This window comes from Halorientalis persicus, assembly GCF_900110215.1.
GTDB lineage: Archaea > Halobacteriota > Halobacteria > Halobacteriales > Haloarculaceae > Halorientalis > Halorientalis persica.
The window spans coordinates 1-17842 of record NZ_FOCX01000048.1; the positions used below are offsets into that span (position 1 = coordinate 1).

Sequence of the window (17842 nt, forward strand, 5' to 3'; positions counted from 1 at the left end):
CCGGTCTTGTCGTTGAACGTCCGGCCGCAATTCTTACACAGATACCGCTGATACTCCCGATAGCTGCCGTTTCTGACCGTCAGGTCAGAACGGCAGCGGGGGCACTCAACGCCATCACACCAGCGAACCTGCTGCAACAGGTCCGCTGCAGCCGATTCCGACACGAACCGGCTTATTGGGAACATATCGGGCACCGCTGGCGCGGTGCCCTTGCCCTCTTCGACTTTCAGCCACAGCTCTCGCTATCAACAATCTACTTCGCAAGAGCGATTTCGAAAAATCCTATTTCCAGCTGAAACGCCAGTCGGAAAACGACTGGGAATTAGATATAAACCCTAACTGGGTTGTTCGGATTTCTACCCCAGACCACATTGAGGGGAGAGATTTTGCAACGGCTGATGGATACGCTGTTATTGGAGGTATCATTGATGTTTCTGAGGGGTCGTTTGTAGAGTATTCTCTCGGTCTTACATTACTCGCAAGGGAGAACTCTGAGGTACGCGGTGGAGAAGTCGGATCACCATGTTGTTGGACTTATCGAGAGGAAGATACAGAGTGGAGAGTGGCAAAGAGGTATCATTTCGATATAGATCCTGGGTCAGACGATTCTGAGGACAAACCAATCACTCATTTGCAGTCAGGCGGGAATTTTGATTCAGCTCCTCTCCCTTCGGGACTCAGTCAAGACCAAGTTCACTATTGTTCATCCCCGCTGGACAAGCCTCGTTTGCCTCATCCTCCTATGGATCCTGTTCTCTTATTTGAGATGGTGTCAGATCAGTACGGCTCACCCAAATATTTTGAATCCGAGACTTGGTCTCCGCTAGTTCGGGAATCCGAAACGAAATTGTGGGGGAAATATTACCACAGGATATCGGAGCACCTTGCTAAAGAAGACCGCTCCAATCTGTTCAATTCACTAATTTCGAACGGGCGACTTGAATCGTGAAACTGCGTGTTTAGATTTCGTTTGTGCTTATGATTATTGAAGCACCACTGGCTCCAGTTTGGGTTCCAGATCTCGGTCAGTCTCATGCACATTCGGAACTACTGAGCTCACAGTAGTTGAGACCAGTCGTCTCAATACATATGGTGTGAGCAGGTCAAGGTAATCCCAGAGGGACCAGGGACGAACAGAGGAAAAGGACACCTCACTGAGTACGGGTGCCGGAGAGAGATCGAGAGTGGCTACAAGTCGATTAAACGATTCATGGGCGCGACGACATCGAAGCATTTCGGCCTGCGGTTCTTTTACTTCGCGTTCGCCTGTTTGCTGTACTCGATTTGGCGGGCCGTGGACCTGCTGGTACAGGTGCAGTTGACCGGTGAATACGAACACTCGCCGATCATAACAGCCGACAATACGCTGACGCTGCTGAAGAAAGAGACCGGAATTGGATAGTAAGGGGGCTCTCTCCGTGAGAGCGCAGCGTCTGAGTGGCAACACTATCCAGAGTCTCAGAAATCCGTTGGAATAGTTGCCTGTGGAACAAGAGCGGCCGTTCAGAAAGCGATCTGACGCAGATTCCGCCCATCGATTCGGGCGATACCACGCATTTCAGGCCCGCTATACCCGCTGTAGTCTCAACTTCCAACGCCCCACAGTAGTTGAGGGTTGTCGTCTCAATGCATATGGCATGTCTCCAGCGTAAATCATAGCCAGTCAATCGACGGCTCGTCACGGAGAACGCCTCAATACACCCTTGGCGACTTCATTTACCTCGAAGGACAATAGTTGACACTGGCTCTCTCAATGCATAGAACCCAGGTCAGTTGCTCGGTTTGCGTCAAGCCGTATGTTACTGAGGTACCCCTGCGCACGAACTCAAAAGTCACACTGAGGAAAAATACGACTGACCGAAGCGAAGCAAATCTCGGTCAAATTCGTCCGGGTCGTCGACTCGAAAGTGGAAGAGCTGATTTCGCATATCTCCAATTTCAAGAACTAGCTCGCGAATCACGTCCCGTTGATCATCGAAGAGTGATTCAAATTCCTCCCAGTGAATCGAGATGAACTGTGCGTAGTGTGCGTAACTGCAGTGTTCGATCGACGCTGGCGTTGGCAGTGGGTGTTCCTCGTCGAACGTTTCGGCTAGCTGCTCCGACAGCGCATCACCGAACACCTGCGTGAAAATCTCGCGCAACTGCATCTCGATGGACTCGATCAACAGGAATGGCTCGAGCATCTGTTTCAGTCGCGTCAGGAGGTCGTAGTCGGTCAGAATCCGCCACTCGTCATCTCGATTTACCACGATGTACGTATACTCTGCGAGTGAATCGAATACGGCGAGAAGGTTCGCGTCCTCACTGATGGTGTGTGCATCTTCGACGGCCGCTCCGACCGAGATCTTATCGAGCGTTTTGTGCCCGACCTCCAGCCGCTGGAATGCAAGGAGGGTCCGGACCACGGACCTGTAGGTGACAATCCCGACGAGCTCTCCGTCGCGTTCGACACCGATCTGTGTGTAGCTGTTCTCGAACATCTGACGGAGTGCCGATTCGAGACCGAGATCATATTCGACAGTCTGGAGGGTGTTTTCGATGGGTAGGTCAGCGATTGTGTACATGGATGCTTGGAGACTTGGCGTGTAGATAACTATGTGTTACCGTCCGTATCCAGACGACTACTCTGCCGGCATGATACCCGATTTTCCAGATGCTGGTCAATAGAACGTGACCCATGTTTATATCAAATACGGATAAATAACCGCTCTCTTGAGCGGTTGTTCAGTAGTCTGAGAGGCTTGATTGTTGGTGTGGCTGTCTGCCGGTGAGCACGTACGGTGCAATAGTCCTAAAGAACTGTGCGACAAGGACAAGCAGTATCGGACCGAGGAAAATGCCGTAGAAGCCGAACGCGATCGGGCCAAGAATATATGCAAACATCAGCAGACCCACATGCGTCCGGTTGCCGCTCACATACGGGCGAATCAGGAAGTCTGGAATCGTATCGACGACTACGAAGGCTAACACAAGGTATAGGATTACAAAGCCGAAGGCGTCTGGTTGACCACTGGCGACTGCTGCGATCGCAAGAATCGCTCCCACAGGGAAATAAACAATTTTCATTCCGACGACAGGAATCAAACTTCCAGCACCTGTGAGTGCACCGACTAGTGGCGCGAATGGCACTTTGACTGCTCCTGGAGCGAAGAGATTGTATCCGGAGAACACGAGGATCCCGATAATTCCCGTCACAAATGCGTTCAGAATATTGCCGAAGAGAATTGAGGACAGCTCATCGTCAACAGACGCTGCGTATGATTCAACTATACCGGACTCATCAAAGTTGTTGAGGAACCAGCTTACAAGACGCGAACCATCGGTGAGCAGATAATACGTTCCCGCGAGGAGAATAAACCCGCGGAGTGCGGCATTTGCAATGAGACCTACAGAGTCGATGAGGGTAGCAACCGTTCGTTCTGCCCATGCTTGAACTGCAGGATCATTGAGAATCGTGGCGACCTCTTGGGGATTCATCGCCAGCACGTCACTGAATTCTAACCCTACAAGAGGGGCTGGGGGCCCACTTCCTTGTGCTGACTGTAGTGCGGAGAGATACGCTGCACCAGGCCCGTTCCCACCAACGATGCGTTGGATTTCGGGCACTACCAGTACAAGCGTATACGTGAGTAAGAAGAGAAACGGCAGTAAGAAAATAGCAATTGTAGTAACAGCAAGCAGTTGACGACGATAGGGGAGGTGCCGATCTTGGAGTCGCGAAGGAAGAGAGATATTCTCGAGCTTACGATAGATCGGACGACTTGCGTAGTAGAGAAAGACTGTGAATACGAGTGTCGCCTGAAACTGGATCAAGACGAAAACTACGGCCGTTAGTAGTCCCAGTCCTGCTAAACCAAAGAGTGTTCGTCGTCGTAATGCTGCATCGTATTTCATCTGTTTATTAACTACCGCCCTAGCAAAAAGACATGTTGGTAATGGACCATCGACTAGTTGTTTTGGCCAAACAACAGCTATGTGCCGTCACTGAATTTTCACCATCGAAATGATTGCAGTATCTATTATACACCCACCGGTATTGAACATCTACGGTGGTGAGTTCTACATTGTTAACAATTCTTCAGCTTACGACAGACCCCAGTGAGACTCTCATTATCATTGGTGGTGCTGCTGCCCTCGGCGTCATAATCTGGTTTCTTGGGAACCGTCTGAAAACACGCTACCAATCGGCTAATGCCGAGGTGATCCGTGCAGTGCTCATATTATTGTTGACTGTAGTGGCTGCGGGTGGGCTCGTAGTCCGATGGGATGCCACTGGAACAGCATTGTCAGTCATCGGGGTTCTTGAATTCGGCGTCAATGTTGGTATCAGAATTTTGTTGACCATACTCCTAGTCGTGGCGACCTACACTCTTACTCGCATTCTAAAGCGCCTACTTTTAGGTGGCAACAATTCCCCAAGCCGAGTCACTTCTGAACATCAACGTCGAGTCAGTTTCTATATTAGTCAAGTAGCGGTCTACATTTTCGCTGTATTCGGTCTACTATCTTTGTGGGGGGTTCAACTTGGTGACCTATTACTGGGTGCCGGTGTCTTGGGTATCGTGCTTGGGTTTGCGGCCCAAGAGACTCTGGGCTCGATTCTTGCAGGGTTCATTCTCATGCTTTCCCGTCCCTTCGCTGTGGGTGACTGGGTTCGGATTGGCGAACACGAGGGTTTCATTACCGAGATTACAATCAATAACGTCCGAATACGGAATCTTGACGGTGAGCATGTAGTGCTACCGAACGAAGCTGTGAATAATCGAACGATCATCAATCGAAGCCTCGAAGGAAAACTCAGACTACGTATCGAAGTAGCAATTGACTATGACGCCGACCCATCTCATGCTGAGACTGTCGCCTTAGATGCGATTTCACAAGTTGATAGTATTATGAATCAACCTGCCCCACAAGTGCTTCCGGTTCGGTTCGATGACTCAGCGGTCGTTCTTGAACTTCGATTCTGGATCGATTCCCCGATGCCTCAGCGGAAATGGCGTGCTATCCAAAGTGTTATCCATAACGTGAAATCTGAGTTTCATGAAGAAGGAATCAAAATTCCATTCCCACAGCGAGAACTCAGTGGCCGGAGCGAAACCGGCGGATTTCACATTGTAGAAGACACCTCTGTGGGTAGTGATGCCCTCAAACAGGATGGACCATCTGATCGTCCGTCGGAATAATTGAGTGATAGCATAATGATCAACGCAACGAAGACAGATCTGACGAATTATTTGACAGCGTCTGGGAGGGTCGTTCAATTAGTTGCTGTTCTCTCAGTTTTATCCATTGTGACGGGTGTGGCAACGGTCGCAGGCGATGCGTCGCTGAATTTTATTGCTGACCAACTGCCGCGGAGTGCGACGGAGTCAGCAGGCTTTACTGGTGCACTCACGGGGTTTCTTCTTCTCGTCACTAGCTACGGGCTTCGGCGACGTTGGCGAGTTGCTTGGTACGTAGCTCTCTCTCTCGTTCCTGCCATTACAATTCAGGGGATCCTTCAATCAAGCGCATTTTCGACCCCACTGATACTAATCTCAATCGTTGTCTTCGCAATCTTACTACCCAAACGAGACGTCTTCGATGCGAGTGTTACATTGACGAATACGCAGGTTGCTGCGGGTGTAGCTCTCGTCGGCGCACAAGTGTATGGAACCATTGGGACGTACTCACTCCGCGACGAGTTCGTTGGAATAGATACGCTGTTAGATGCGTTTTATTTTACAATTGTAACCGGAAGTACGGTCGGCTACGGGGACACAACGCCCGTTCCGGAAAGTGGATTTGCTCGCTTGTTTGCACTCTCCGTCTTAATTGTTAGTACGGCTACATTCGCGGTCGCACTTGGTGTACTCTTAACACCCGCAATTGAGAATCGATTCACCGAGGCTTTGGGTATGACAAAAGATGCCGAACTAAACCAACTATCAGATCATATCATTATCGCCGGACAGGATCAACTAACAACTCCCATTATCAGCAACTTGCAGTCTGACTGTTCACTTTTGCTCATTTCCGAGTCAGACATAGCACCGTCGGTTGCCGGGTCAGAGATTTCAGTACTACAGGGTCAACGGACTACGAACGAAACGTTCGAGCGTGCTCGACTGGACACAGCGCGTGCCGTCGTTATTGCAACGGAAGACGATGCAACAGATATCATGACTACGATCACGGTGAGGCAACAGGACGACGACATCTGGATTGTTGCAGCAGCGACAAACCAGGAAAACATTGAGAAGTTTCGCTTTGCAGGGGCTAATACGATAATTAGTCCAGCACTTGTTGGCGGGGAACTGTTGGCAGAATCTGCACGGACACAGCGGGACACGGCAACGGAGGTTGTCCAACGGCTTCAGGATAATTCCTCACCTCCTCCTTCGAATACAGAAAAGTAACTACATAGCTTATGGGAAGAGGCGACCAGCACGCCACTCCCAAAAGGACTCGAGTGAAATCCATACCAGTACCCATAGCGTGGCCAGACTAAACACAATAATTGTTGTTGAAAACCTATCGAACTGCTGCGTTAGCCTGAAGAGTAAGGGAATAAAAGCGAGGGTCAAGATTACGACAGTTCCCAATCCAACAAGTGCACATGTGTAGTGCTCGGCACCTGAAACGGTTTTTATCTGGCTGCTATCTTGCTTTGCCTCACGGCCGAGCGAGGATGGCTTGTCCATGCATACCACCTTCTGTATGAACGTACGTGATCATTCTATAATAGGTTTATGCCACGTGTTCACACACGACAGTGAAATACAGTAGCGTAGGCATTCGTCTTTAGCTAAGACTCGCACCTCGGCTGCATAGCGGTAGCGAGCGTCTCTTGTAAGATCGGTCGTTGCTGGTGAATCTTTTGAGTGACCTCAATCAATCGCTCCAGCAACGGCGTTGGCGAGTGACAGAGATACTCACCGAGTTCGACGGAAGGTACAGCGATTCACCGCCGACCACGACGACGACACGTTCCTCGCAGAGTACGAGATGGCGCGGTCAAACCCACCGACGGGCCGGACGACAGTCCGGCTCGTTGTCGTACCACATCGCTCTCGTGAGGACGATCAGTTCTGTCTGGTCACCAATCGCGAGGTCACGCGTGACCTCGCTCAGCCACTCGCTGAAGCGTATCGTCGCCGCTGGGGAATCGAAACATCCTACCGCAAAGTCACGGAGTTTCTCCCGAGAACGTCGTCACCGAGATTCTCTGTCCGGCTGTTCTACTTTCTGTTGGTTGTGGCTCTCTACAATCTGTGGGTGTTGACGAACCTGCTGCTCAAACTAGACCGGACGGTCGGGAGGAAGCCGGTCCTCCCGACCGTCTTGTTCAGGCAGTTTCTCGGCCAGATGCTGTATGGGTAGCATCTCGTTCGGCGGCTGACTCGGGCGTGCCGGCCCGAGTCAGGACGCCACTGGCAATACTGGAAAGACTGCCAGAACTTCCCTCGTCACTGGTTCTTGGCCGGCAGATCCGCACCACTGGGTGCTAGCGACTGAGTCATCTTGGTTACAGCTGAGAGAACAAGCTTCGATAAGTGGTTCTCGCGGTCGAATCAGCAACTACTGTTCAGTCGTGGGTAGCTGACGAAACCACTAGCTCGCACAAATGTTGTCTTGCAGTCGTTTCTGGTAGTGGCTCGAGGAATTTCTGAGCAGTTTGGGAATACTCCTCAGCGCGCTCTTGAGTATATGCGATGCTTCCCGAGGACTGGAGTTCAGGGACCAATTTCTTACTATTTATCGCAGAGATGTCGAGACCCTTCCGTCGGGCATGTACTGAAATCAACGTTTCCTTCCTCGAGTGGGTATTACTACACGGTTTCTTTCCGGGGGTTTCTCCTTCATCTGTAATAGCAAGAATATCATTATAGAGCAGTTGCGCAATACCCAAGTTACGACCGTATGCGCCTACACGATTCGTATACTCTTCGTTGTTCATTGCCAATATCGCCCCTATCCGGGCCGAGGCTTCGAAGAGAGCTCCCGTTTTCAACCGCGCCATCTCAATGTATTCCGTTTCCGTTGGTGAGTGCCCCCGTTCCCGTTGGAAAGAGTGCTCTAATGCCAGCCCTTCACAGAACTTTCTACAACCGCTCAATAGTTCCGACTGGCAGGTAAGGAGAGTGTCGGCTGGCGCATCTGTATCGAGAAGTATTTCGGATGCTTTCGCAAAGAGGACATCCCCGGCTAATATTGCAGTCGGGCTATCCCACTTTGTATCCACTGCTGGCTCGCCTCGGTGCATCGTATCCCCGTCAATGAGATCGGTATGTACGGACGAAAACGTACGAACCAGTTCGATGGCGACAGCTGCTGGCATAATCGCTGCTTGTCCGTCCGTGTCGACTCCGAGCGCCTCGGCAACGAGGAGGCAAATCGTTGAGCTGAGCTGTTTTTCTCCCGCTCGAACCGGGTGCCTGGCTGCCTCGTACAGGGTCACTGGTGGCTCGTCTGAAAGACGTGACTCTACTTTGTTGGAGATTCTATCCGTGTACTCAACCAGTGCCGCGTCGAGAGCTGTCTCACTCGAATTCATAGAGGGTACTCCTGAATTGATGGGTAGTCACTATTCGACGGTCGCATGATCAGTCATCACCCCCCAGGCCCTCGGTCTGAGAACCAAGGAGAAGTTCAGCGACGGTAGTTCCCCGGCGACAAGTGTTGTCAGGAAAGTATGGGGGCCACAAGCTCGGGACCGCCGAGATGGGTTCTTGTCTAAGGTTTCCTACACAGAACGTGTCAAAAGGGTTGTCCCCGACCTGGGGCATCTGAGAGGGCGCGACTGGAAGTAAGAACACTATCAGTGGTTTCAGTAACTTCCTATGAGAGACATTCCCATCGCGTGAACTCATAATCGCCGCCTCAATTCAGAGTCGATATACGAAGCAAGTGAGACGCGGGCTGCTGCCGCGGCACTCTCGCGGTCTGTCGTTGCCTGACCGTACATCGCACCGTTGACCGTAGCTAAGATATGCTCCGCGACCCGCGATGAGTCGACATCACGGAAGGTGCCCTTATCGATTCCTCGCTTGACGATGTCTCGGATGGTGCCTACCAATCGCTCGTCTATCTGCGTAAATTGCTCACGAAAGACCTCGTTCGTCACGGCCTGTGACCGGAGTCCGACCAGTACCGCTTGGAGTTGCCGTTGCTCATCGTCGGGCTGAAGTGGGAGAAGCTTCTCGACCACGTGTTTGAGATCCTCAGTCGGTTCATTGCCTGTTTCGGTATCGATCGTTTCCTCGAATCTATCGACAGCGAATTCGAGGAATGCGACCAGAAGGTCGTCCTTGGTGTCGTAGTGATAGTAGATAGCGGCCTTCGATTTCTCAAGGTGGTCCGCAATGCTGGAGATTGATAGGTCGGCATAGCCTTGTTCAAGCAGTGCTCGATAAGTAGCCTCCATGATCTCATTCTTCGCGGCACTCCCGTTCTTCTCGGTTGAATCGGTAGCCATTGTCAGTTTGAGTAATTTCCATCGAGTTGTTCCAATTCAGTATACACGCCTTCGAATTCAGTCGTACACCAATGGCAGAATCCAAGCTCAGGGTCGAATGGCTTTCCACAGGCAGGACAGGCCGGAGATTCTTCGGACCCTGTTGGCCCAGCAGTACTGGTTGCCCGGTCGCCGTGGGTCTGCCTTTCCATCTTTGCAACGAGATATGCGTCAAGAGCACTGGCAACACTGATAAGAACTATGGGCAGGATCGATAAGGGATCGTTCAGAGTACCCGAACTAATAGCGGATATCGCTGATTCAGGGACCAATAAAACTGAAGCAGCGAACGCACTCCCGAGCCATGCGAGTGCTCTCAGCCAGCGCCGGAGATACAGGTGGCCGAGTCCGGTGACTGCCGTTCCCAAGACCGCAGCAAGCAGTGGATTGTTTCGTAACGAAACTTGCCCCATACGACTAACTAAACGTTAAGTATGTAAAAATTCTTCGCTCGGTCTGAGGCCTTCGGTCATTAGATTTCAAAATATCCACAATCCTCTATAACCGGAGGAAGTACGGTTTTAGAGGCTGAATTTTGGTATCGGGATGGGCATGACTGGAGGAGACTGTCTTGACGAAACGACTCCACCCCCAGTGTGACCCGAGTCGAAAGATTGAAACTTACCAAACGTTCAGTAAGCAATGCAGCGCAAACAGTAACGCTCCAACAAGCCATGACCGATGCCTCCTATCCCGCTAACGAATCCACAGAACCGTGGCACGTCCGTTACTTGACTCGCGAGGGCAATGAGACATCCTTCTACGGAGCCGTCACCGACGCCGTGTCAACCGTTACCGGCAATGCCCGCTCAACAGCCACCTCCCGTTACGGCCGGACACATACGTTGGGCTCAGTGAACTGTTCGGCGGAGTCGACGGAGCGTCGACGCCATCTCCCGGAGTGGTCAAGTTCGTTCTCTCCGAGTGTATCGTCCCGGTCCACTGTGACGGGCAGCTCTCGGTCAGCCGCGCCGATCGTGAACGTAACGCGATTGATTAGGTACACATAATATGCAAAGACTCACCGCGAACAGTGGACTCAATACAGAATTGACCACTGGAGTTAGTCGAACAATCCTCAACCAGAGACTGAATCGGAGTGATGCACCAGCCAGCGCCGAAACTGAGTACACTCTCGAGACAACCCCCACAACATAACTCACATGCGACATTTTGGACTCAAAATACGGATGGCTGTCGTCGGTGCACTTCTTGCAGGGTTCTACCTTGTGGCTGTCGCCGCGGCCATGGTAGTGTTCGGCGAGGGAATCCTCCCGATTGCCATCGTCGGCAGCATTCTCTTGATCGGAATCCAGTATAAAGTCGGCAAGTGGGCCGCGTTACGGAGCGTCGGGGCCGAAAACCTGCCTGAGACCCAGTACTCGCAGATTCACCAGTTCGTCGAACAGGTGTGCCAAAAGAAGGATCTGAAGAAACCCTCATTAAAAATCGCCGACATGGGTGTGCCGAACGCGTTCGCAGTCGGTCGCCGCGGCGATGGAACTGTGGTCATTTCTAGGGAACTAATCCAATTGCTCGACCGTGACGAACTTGAAGGCGTAATCGCCCACGAACTCGCACATATCGACAACCGGGACGTCATCACGATGCAACTCGGGCAGGGGATTGCCTCGATCGTCGCCATTGTCGCTCAATATATGGTGCTGCTCACCGGTGAGAACGACCTCGCAGACTTCTTCCTCGCGGTCGTCATCGGAAATATCGTCCAGTTCATAGTGATGCTGTTTGTACTCGCTATCTCCCGATACCGCGAATACGTTGCTGACTCCGACGCCAAGGCCGTTATCGGGCAGGGTGAGCCGCTAGCTCGCGCCTTAGAAAAGATTCACCAAGAGAACCAGCAGGTTCAACACTCGACCCAGCGCACTCAGCGTGACCGTAGTCAAACTCAACAGAATCGCCGCCGGGACGCGAACGTTGATCAGCAGGTGAGCGCGCTCTGTATCTCTAGCCCCGACCGTGGCTTCCTCCAGAAGATCGTCTCTACGCACCCGCCAATGGAGCAGCGGATTAAGCAGCTTCGCTCGTAGCTCCTCGGAACCGTCTAGTTTCGCTTATCGCTCTCGAGACGTAGATTGTTGGGGACGACCTCCTGGATTGGGTGAGTTCTCTGAGCTCCCTCGTTCAACCGATCCCGCCCGATTCTAGGTCGACTGATCACGTTGTCAAGCTCCTACAAAACCACCAGACTGCTCTCCACCAACAATCCTCTACGCAAGAGCGTACTGTTTTGTACCACAAGTTGCCGGCTTCATCTCCGACCACGGTGGGTCGAGGTATTCGCCTCGCTGACCAGTATAACCGGAGTATTAGACCGACAGTATTAATACTAACCAAATATTTAGTTTAGATGTCGCCCTGAACACTCCGTTGAGTAAGCAACTATTCCTCAAGTTGGTTGTGCAATCCACTGGGAAGATCGGCTACCCTCTGACAAAATAATACGTAGTCACCAGAACCAATGTGGCATGAAAAATATTTTATTTATAATATAGGATAATTGTTTCATATTAGTGTGAGACAACTGTTTCTGAAAAGCTGACCTATATAGGATCTCCATTTAAATATCACCCGACAAAATTTTATGTGATATTTCCGAATGGATGTTGCAATCTGAGCTTACAGATGAGACTGAAAAACGAGCCGAGGATGCCTAGTAATGGCAGTAGAATTGCAAAGATATATATCCAAGAAAAACAAGGATCCAACTGAATAAATGGTTAGTCCGGATCTGGTTAGCGTCAAAACGAATCGTGGGAGATTCAACGATATAGCCTGTGATAATCAGACCATGTTTGGAAATATGTGTACCAACATGATGTCCTCGATCTCGATGGTGAAGAATCGATGAAACGTATTCTGATAGCAGTCGTTGCTCTTTCTGTATTGGTATCAACAGCTGGTGCTGGTTCTGTACTTGCCGCTAATACGGAATCAGTCTCTCAGAGTTCTAGCGTGGCTCAGATCAGTCAATCCTCTGGGCAGGTGATTGGCGAACCTGATATCTCCGTTAGTTCGACGGTTGAAGAGTTCAGTCCTGGAACAAAATCACAGTTCCAGCTATCGTTTACTAATCGTGGGGAAATTAAGCGAGCAGGCCCCTCCCAATACCAAAACCGTGTGACAACTGCCCGTGGTGTCACTGTTGACATCAGAGACAACAACACACCGTTCGATGTTTCGACTGGAACAGTCTCAGTCGGTAACATTCCAACTGGAACAGTTCAAAGCGGACCGATTTCGATTACAGTCCCAGACAATATTGAACCGGGAGCATACAAAATCCCAGTCGAATACGAGTACGACTATACACGGATCATCTCATACGATAGTACCGGCGCTGAATACAATGACTTCACAGAGAGCGTCAGTGGTTCAATCACAATTCGTGTCCGCGAGCAGGCACAGTTTGAGGTTGTAGATCAAGAAACGACGGCACAGATCGGCGATACCAGCGACATCAGTATTACCCTCGAAAACACCGGGACTCGTCCTGCCAGTGACGCCAGTGTAAGTGCATCTAGTCGGAGCGATGAGCTTACCTTTGGTACTGGATCGGGAAGCTCAACTGCATACGCTGGCAGTACGTGGGAACCCAATGAACAGCGGACTGTTAATTACAGTGTTGCGCTCGCAAACGACGCGACACAGCGGGCCTATACTCTTGACCTGAATGTTGATTATACCGATACGGATGGCATTGACCAGACCTCTCGAACACTGAAAGCTGGAGTCCCCACGGTTTCAGCGCAAGAATTCGACGTAGAAAATGTCGAGTCATCTCTCCGTGTCGGCAAGGAAGGTCGTTTTGAAGCGACAATTATTAATCAGGGGCCACAGAGTATCAGTGCTCCCGTTGCCACTCTCAAATCGAACAATCAAAACCTAAACATTAACAATCCAGAATTTGCTCTGCCTGACATAGCGCCCGGTGAGCAGGCTCGCGTAAATTATAGTGTCGACGTGAGTAGCGCTGCGGATGCCGCCGTCCAGCAATTCAATATCCAGGTCGCATACGACAATCAGAATGGTGACCGACGGACGAGTGATCCGATTCCGGCCAATGCTCGTATTAGACAACAACAGGACCAATTCACTGTTGTGCCCGTTAATGAGACCGCTATAGCCGGACAGGAGACAACCCTGAAACTTAGAGTGACTAACAACGGTGAAGAACCGCTTCGCAGTATTGAAGGCAAGGCGTTCCTCGACGACCCGCTGAGCAGTAGTGACGATGAGGTATTCATTGACCGGTTGGGCCCCGGTGAGACTACCAATGTAACAGTTGCTCTCAGTGTGGGTAGCGGTGCCCTCGAAAAGACCTACCCATTCTCGATAGACTTCCAGTATGAAACGGCAGATGGCGATACTGAGGTCTCGAAAACATATAACGTCCCAATCCAGGTCAAGCAGGTTGAAGATGACGGAGGTCTCCCGCTCCCACTGATTGGTGGCGTTGCCGTCCTCGTGCTGGGCGGCGGTATTGTCTGGTACACGCGGCGAGAGTAACACAACGAGAGTAGTGTGAAATAAAAATCAGTATATCCATAATATATGATTGACTATCAAAAATACATCGAGGTAATCGACGACTGGATCGTAAATCGTGATACGACAGTCGTTGGCATTTTCTTGGTCCTGACACTCCTCCTCGCAGGTGGCTTCGGGATGACAGCCACAGATTCAGGGACCTCCCAATTCACTGAGGGAGTCCCTGCCCAAGAGGCCTTCGACGATGTGAATGATAACTTTGAGCGACAACCATTTGAATCCGGTACGGGAACCACGACGCTCATACACAAGAGCAACAACGTCCTCTCGAAGTCGGCGGTTCTCGATATGCTGCGGGCCCAACACCGAATTAAAGAAGACGACTCACAAGACGTTGTTGGCACCAGCAGTGTTGCGCAGGCAGTCGCTTTGAGTATTGATCAGAACGCCACAACACTCCCAGCACAGATTGATGCAGTTGAAGCAGCACCCACTTCAGTCGTCAAACAAGCGGCACGACAGACACTCGAGGAACGCCCCAGCATCGCCGGGTTACTCAGTAACGACCTCAATCGGCGTGAACCATCTGCATCGGCGACAATTACGACCGTCACCCATAGTGTTGAGGGCACCTCTGATTCTGCAGGCACGCAAGGAACCTCGCCATTAACGCCAATCCAACAAGAAGGTGTGTTCATTGTTGGATCAACCGGCGCAGATATTACTGTCTTCGGCAGCGGCCTTATTTCAGCGGAGCTCGGGAGTGTCATCAGTGACTCACTGATCCTGGTTATCCCAGCTGCAGTGATTCTTATCCTATTCTTTTTGATCGTCTCCTATCGCGATCCATTTGACCTGCTAATTGGGCTGATCTGTCTAGGAATGGCAATAATGTGGACATTTGGGTTCATGGGTTGGGCAGGAATCCCGTTCACTCAAATGCTTATTGCCGTTCCACCACTGCTACTTGCAGTGGGTATAGACTTCGGTATCCACGCTGTCAATCGTTACCGTGAAGAGCGCGTTAAGGGGACAGAAATATCCCCTTCGATGCGGATTACGACGGATCAACTCCTCCCAGCCTTCTTTATTGTCACTGGGACAACTGTCCTCGGATTCGCCGCAAACGGTGTGAGTGACCTCGCTCCGATCCGCGATTTTGGACTGGTCGCTGCAGTTGGTATCATCTTTACATTCTTGATTTTCGGCATCTTCCTACCATCGCTAAAACATTTCATCGATCGCAAGCGAGACAAGTATAATCTACCAACATTCAGTACCGCACCGATCGGATCGGAAGATTCAGCCGTTGGACGAGTCTTGACAGTCGGTGTCGGCATTGCCCGACGGGCGCCATATGCGTTCTTCGTTGTTGTGGTGCTCTCAACAGCTGTGATGGGTGCCTACGGGACGGGAGTCGATACTCGATTCACCACAGAAGACTTCCTGCCCCCGGAAGATAATCCTGAATATCTTGAGGAATTGCCGGCCTCACTCGCACCGAGTGAGTACACTGTAACGGACAATATCAATTTCCTAGAGGATAACTTCGAGAGCAGCGAGTCTGACTCTGTCACCATATATATTGAGGGTTCTATGCAACAAGATTACGCATTAGAATCCATATATAAGGCGAATCAAAACCCACCAGATTCCTTCGTGAGCAATGGTCGCCGCGCAAGTGCGACAAGCATCCTGGGGATCATCAACCAGTATGAGCAACAGTCACCAGAGTTCCGACGTCTGGTTCAGTCGAACGACATCAACAATAATGGCATTCCAGATAAGAATCTCCCGGTGATTTATGACGAGCTCTATGCATCGCCGTACGGAGATCAAGCCCGTTCGTATCTAACAGATGACTACTCGAAGGCCCGAATCGTCTATTCGGTCAAATCCGATTCGTCACAAGCAGAAATCACCGAAGACACTCGTGCACTCGCAGATGATATGCGATTTGACGCAACGGCAACTGGCAGTGTCGTCGTCTTGAAGGCTGTTTCAGACGTCATCGCAGAGTCTGCATACATCAGCTTGGCGTTAGCGATTCTTGCCTCCGCAATCTTCCTCGTGATTGCCTATTGGATCCTAGAACAACGGCCCAGTCTTGGAATTGCAAACCTGGTGCCAATTCTTGTCACGATTGCAGCGTTGGCAGCCACTATGCGGTACTTGGATATCCCATTCAACGTACTGACTGGAACGACGCTGTCGATCGGTATCGGGTTAGGTATTGACTATTCTGCCCACCTTGTCCATCGGTTCTCTGAAGAGTTCCGCGGGTCCACGACTCTGTTTGAAGCCCTATCGGTTACGGTGAGCGGGACCGGTGGAGCACTAGCTGGAAGTATGGTCACGACAACCACCGGAACAGGCGTACTTGTACTCGCGATTACACCTATCCTCGGACAGTTCGGGCTTCTGATTGCCCTGAGTGTCCTGTACTCATTTACCGCATCTATCGTCATTCTCCCGGCCACGCTGGTGGTGTGGGATGAGGCACGGAAGGTGAGTCCAGTATGAAGAATGACATTCCGTTTAAGATTGAGGCTTCTGGTACTGAAGAGCTCATTATAGAATCCGCCTACAAAGCATTGCTAGAGCATGGATATGCAGATGTCACTATGAAGAAAATCGGCAACGAATTACCTAGAAGCACATCTATTATATATACCTATTATGACAGTAAAGATGATCTGCTTTTCGCACTCCTGCAACATCTCCTTCGATGGTTTGAACCGGAAGAGATTGACACATGTGGGGACCCTCATGGTCAATTGATCCAGCATATTGAGTCTATGTTGGAAATTCTGAACGAAGAGTCAGATAGAAATGGTTTTGCTACTATCGCCGAGCTGCGAGTGAATGCGAAACATAATGATCGCTTCCAGGACAAATTTGAGGAATTAGATTCTGCATGTAAAAAGCACTTTTCGACGCTCATAGAACAAGGGATTGAAAAAGGGCAGTACAAAGAAGTCGACCCAGAACCTGCGGCTTCGTTTCTTTATTCATCAGTCGTTGGCGAATTATCTCTGCATTGTATGTCGGAGAACAGCACCGAATCAAACGTCATGAAAGAATTAAGGTATTATCTTCAAACACGGTTGCTAGACTCTGAAGAAATTCAATAGAATGATCGGTAAGATGGCGTTCTAACCGGATCTACGGCCAGAACCTCATTTTTTGATCGAAGGGAGTACCTGTGATGTTACGATTTTCCGAATTTTATCGGGATCCGTTTCTAGATTTGTAGTGTGTTGGTTCAATTGACCTCCCACAATAATAAACAGGATATGTTGTGCTGTGAGGTCTGCGTCAACCTCTCTAAATACACCTTCTCTCATACCTCTCTTTATGATCTCAGCGAACAAGTCCGATAGCCGGTGGTAGATCTGAGTGAATTGCTCACAATATAATGGCTTATGTGGCGATTGTGACTGTACCTCAAGCAAAGCAATTTGCATCTGCCGGATCTCTTCGCTGGCAGTGTCATCAGAACCGTATAAAAGCAAATCTACAAGTGATAGTAACTGTTCTTCTGGTGAAGACAATCCCTCTATTTGAATGGTTTCTCCGAATTCAGAAAGGAGGTAGTCTAAAAATGCCGCCAAGAGATCTTCTTTCGTATCATAATGATAATGCAGGACTGCTTTTGATTTGCCAAAGTTATCAGCGATTGATTGGATTGTGAGACCTGCATAGCCATGTTGCTGGATCGCGTCATAAGTCGCCTGCATTATTTCTTGCTTTGTTTCGTCAAGTTGATTTTTGTTATTATCCACAGTAAGCACCCGCCATCATTTAAGTATAATCTCCATCATGTATGTC

General features: G+C 50.3%; 13 protein-coding genes and 2 pseudogenes. 7 read left to right on the top strand and 8 right to left on the bottom strand.

Annotated elements, in window-relative coordinates; all coding sequences use genetic code 11:
- Positions 1-185, bottom strand: a 185-nt coding sequence (locus BMX17_RS22970) for a transposase-like zinc-binding domain-containing protein (RefSeq protein WP_139203673.1), incomplete at its 3' end; no start/stop codon positions are given.
- A gap of 944 nt (positions 186-1129) precedes the next feature.
- Between BMX17_RS22970 and BMX17_RS22980 the strand changes: the two are divergent.
- Positions 1130-1402 (top strand): annotated as a pseudogene (locus BMX17_RS22980) (transposase); the annotation flags it as partial.
- A 430-nt stretch (positions 1403-1832) separates the two neighbouring features.
- Here BMX17_RS22980 and BMX17_RS22985 read toward each other — a convergent pair.
- Together BMX17_RS22985 and BMX17_RS22990 are read right to left on the bottom strand one after the other, a co-directional pair.
- Complete coding sequence (locus tag BMX17_RS22985; protein WP_092664448.1) at positions 1833-2567, bottom strand: CBS domain-containing protein; 735 nt, start codon at positions 2565-2567, stop codon at positions 1833-1835.
- Positions 2568-2727: 160 nt separating this feature from the next.
- Positions 2728-3897 carry an AI-2E family transporter gene (locus BMX17_RS22990; protein WP_092664450.1) on the bottom strand — a complete coding sequence of 390 codons (1170 nt, stop codon included), beginning with the start codon at positions 3895-3897 and terminating at the stop codon, positions 2728-2730.
- Between the two features lie 155 nt (positions 3898-4052).
- Between BMX17_RS22990 and BMX17_RS22995 the strand changes: the two genes are divergently transcribed.
- Positions 4053-5186 carry a mechanosensitive ion channel family protein gene (locus BMX17_RS22995; protein ID WP_244515089.1) on the top strand — a complete coding sequence of 378 codons (1134 nt, stop codon included), beginning with the start codon at positions 4053-4055 and terminating at the stop codon, positions 5184-5186.
- A 15-nt stretch (positions 5187-5201) separates the two neighbouring features.
- Positions 5202-6401 carry an NAD-binding protein gene (locus BMX17_RS23000; RefSeq protein ID WP_092664452.1) on the top strand — a complete coding sequence of 400 codons (1200 nt, stop codon included), beginning with the start codon at positions 5202-5204 and terminating at the stop codon, positions 6399-6401.
- Between the two features lie 389 nt (positions 6402-6790).
- Here the strand turns inward: BMX17_RS23000 and BMX17_RS25555 are convergent.
- From BMX17_RS25555 to BMX17_RS27740, 4 genes and pseudogenes are all read right to left on the bottom strand, one after another.
- Positions 6791-6928: pseudogene (locus BMX17_RS25555) on the bottom strand (IS4 family transposase); the annotation flags it as partial.
- Between the two features lie 642 nt (positions 6929-7570).
- Complete coding sequence (locus tag BMX17_RS23015; protein ID WP_092664456.1) at positions 7571-8539, bottom strand: polyprenyl synthetase family protein; 969 nt, start codon at positions 8537-8539, stop codon at positions 7571-7573.
- Positions 8540-8851: 312 nt separating this feature from the next.
- Positions 8852-9460: a TetR/AcrR family transcriptional regulator gene (locus tag BMX17_RS23020; RefSeq protein WP_092664458.1), complete on the bottom strand. Its 609-nt coding sequence runs from the start codon at positions 9458-9460 to the stop codon at positions 8852-8854.
- A gap of 2 nt (positions 9461-9462) precedes the next feature.
- The gene (locus BMX17_RS27740) at positions 9463-9912 is read right to left on the bottom strand and encodes a DUF7575 domain-containing protein (RefSeq protein WP_092664460.1); all 450 of its coding nucleotides are present in this window, start codon (positions 9910-9912) and stop codon (positions 9463-9465) included.
- A 777-nt stretch (positions 9913-10689) separates the two neighbouring features.
- Between BMX17_RS27740 and BMX17_RS23035 the strand changes: the two genes are divergently transcribed.
- The 4 genes from BMX17_RS23035 to BMX17_RS23050 all read left to right on the top strand — a co-directional run bounded on the left by BMX17_RS23035 (position 10690) and on the right by BMX17_RS23050 (position 17145).
- Entirely contained in the window at positions 10690-11550 is an 861-nt protein-coding gene (locus BMX17_RS23035) for a M48 family metallopeptidase (protein WP_092664462.1), read from the top strand.
- A 775-nt stretch (positions 11551-12325) separates the two neighbouring features.
- On the top strand, positions 12326-14029 hold the full coding sequence (locus BMX17_RS23040; RefSeq protein WP_244515090.1) for a COG1361 S-layer family protein: 1704 nt from the start codon (positions 12326-12328) through the stop codon (positions 14027-14029).
- Positions 14030-14074: 45 nt separating this feature from the next.
- Positions 14075-16534: an efflux RND transporter permease subunit gene (locus BMX17_RS23045; RefSeq protein ID WP_092664464.1), complete on the top strand. Its 2460-nt coding sequence runs from the start codon at positions 14075-14077 to the stop codon at positions 16532-16534.
- Positions 16531-17145, top strand: a complete 615-nt coding sequence (locus tag BMX17_RS23050; RefSeq protein WP_092664466.1) for a TetR/AcrR family transcriptional regulator — start codon at positions 16531-16533, stop codon at positions 17143-17145. Before BMX17_RS23045 ends, BMX17_RS23050 begins: the two co-directional genes overlap by 4 nt.
- A 45-nt stretch (positions 17146-17190) precedes the next feature.
- Here the strand turns inward: BMX17_RS23050 and BMX17_RS23055 are convergent, their stop codons facing one another.
- Positions 17191-17796, bottom strand: coding sequence for a TetR/AcrR family transcriptional regulator (locus tag BMX17_RS23055; RefSeq protein ID WP_170845536.1), 606 nt, complete (start codon positions 17794-17796; stop codon positions 17191-17193).
- Between the last annotated feature and the right edge of the window lie 46 nt (positions 17797-17842).

Bases quoted from the DNA above. Each gene is read 5' to 3' on its own strand.
- BMX17_RS22985 (WP_092664448.1), bottom strand. From the start codon at position 2,567: ATGTACACAATCGCTGACCTACCCATCGAAAACACCCTCCAGACTGTC.
- BMX17_RS22990 (WP_092664450.1), bottom strand. From the start codon at position 3,897: ATGAAATACGATGCAGCATTACGACGACGAACACTCTTTGGTTTAGCA.
- BMX17_RS23000 (WP_092664452.1), top strand. From the start codon at position 5,202: ATGATCAACGCAACGAAGACAGATCTGACGAATTATTTGACAGCGTCT.
- BMX17_RS23015 (WP_092664456.1), bottom strand. From the start codon at position 8,539: ATGAATTCGAGTGAGACAGCTCTCGACGCGGCACTGGTTGAGTACACG.
- BMX17_RS23020 (WP_092664458.1), bottom strand. From the start codon at position 9,460: ATGGCTACCGATTCAACCGAGAAGAACGGGAGTGCCGCGAAGAATGAG.
- BMX17_RS27740 (WP_092664460.1), bottom strand. From the start codon at position 9,912: ATGGGGCAAGTTTCGTTACGAAACAATCCACTGCTTGCTGCGGTCTTG.
- BMX17_RS23035 (WP_092664462.1), top strand. From the start codon at position 10,690: ATGGCTGTCGTCGGTGCACTTCTTGCAGGGTTCTACCTTGTGGCTGTC.
- BMX17_RS23045 (WP_092664464.1), top strand. From the start codon at position 14,075: ATGATTGACTATCAAAAATACATCGAGGTAATCGACGACTGGATCGTA.
- BMX17_RS23050 (WP_092664466.1), top strand. From the start codon at position 16,531: ATGAAGAATGACATTCCGTTTAAGATTGAGGCTTCTGGTACTGAAGAG.